Genomic DNA, 262 nt, shown 5'->3' with positions numbered 1-262 from the left:
CTTCTAACGCACGCTTATCTTTTTCAACACCATCACGGGTGAAAACTTGCACGTCAATTACAGTACCAGTTACAGAATTTGGTACACGTAAAGAGCTGTCTTTAACGTCAGACGCTTTTTCGCCGAAGATCGCTCGTAGTAGCTTCTCTTCAGGGGTTAATTGCGTTTCGCCTTTCGGAGTCACTTTACCTACTAGAATATCGCCGCTTTTAACTTCAGCACCAATATAAACAACGCCTGATTCATCAAGCTTGCCTAGCGC

At 44.3% G+C, this 262-nt stretch carries 1 protein-coding gene; it reads right to left on the bottom strand.

All coding sequences use genetic code 11. From position 1 onward, the window contains the following. Window positions 1-262 (bottom strand): hypothetical protein (locus AAEZ02_RS22775; RefSeq protein ID WP_351125366.1); only part of this gene is annotated, 262 nt, incomplete at both ends.

The sequence above is a fragment of the Shewanella sp. T24-MNA-CIBAN-0130 genome, from assembly GCF_040310185.1.
In the GTDB taxonomy this organism is placed as follows: domain Bacteria; phylum Pseudomonadota; class Gammaproteobacteria; order Enterobacterales; family Shewanellaceae; genus Shewanella; species Shewanella psychromarinicola.
This window is presented reverse-complemented; position numbering and strand designations above follow the sequence as displayed.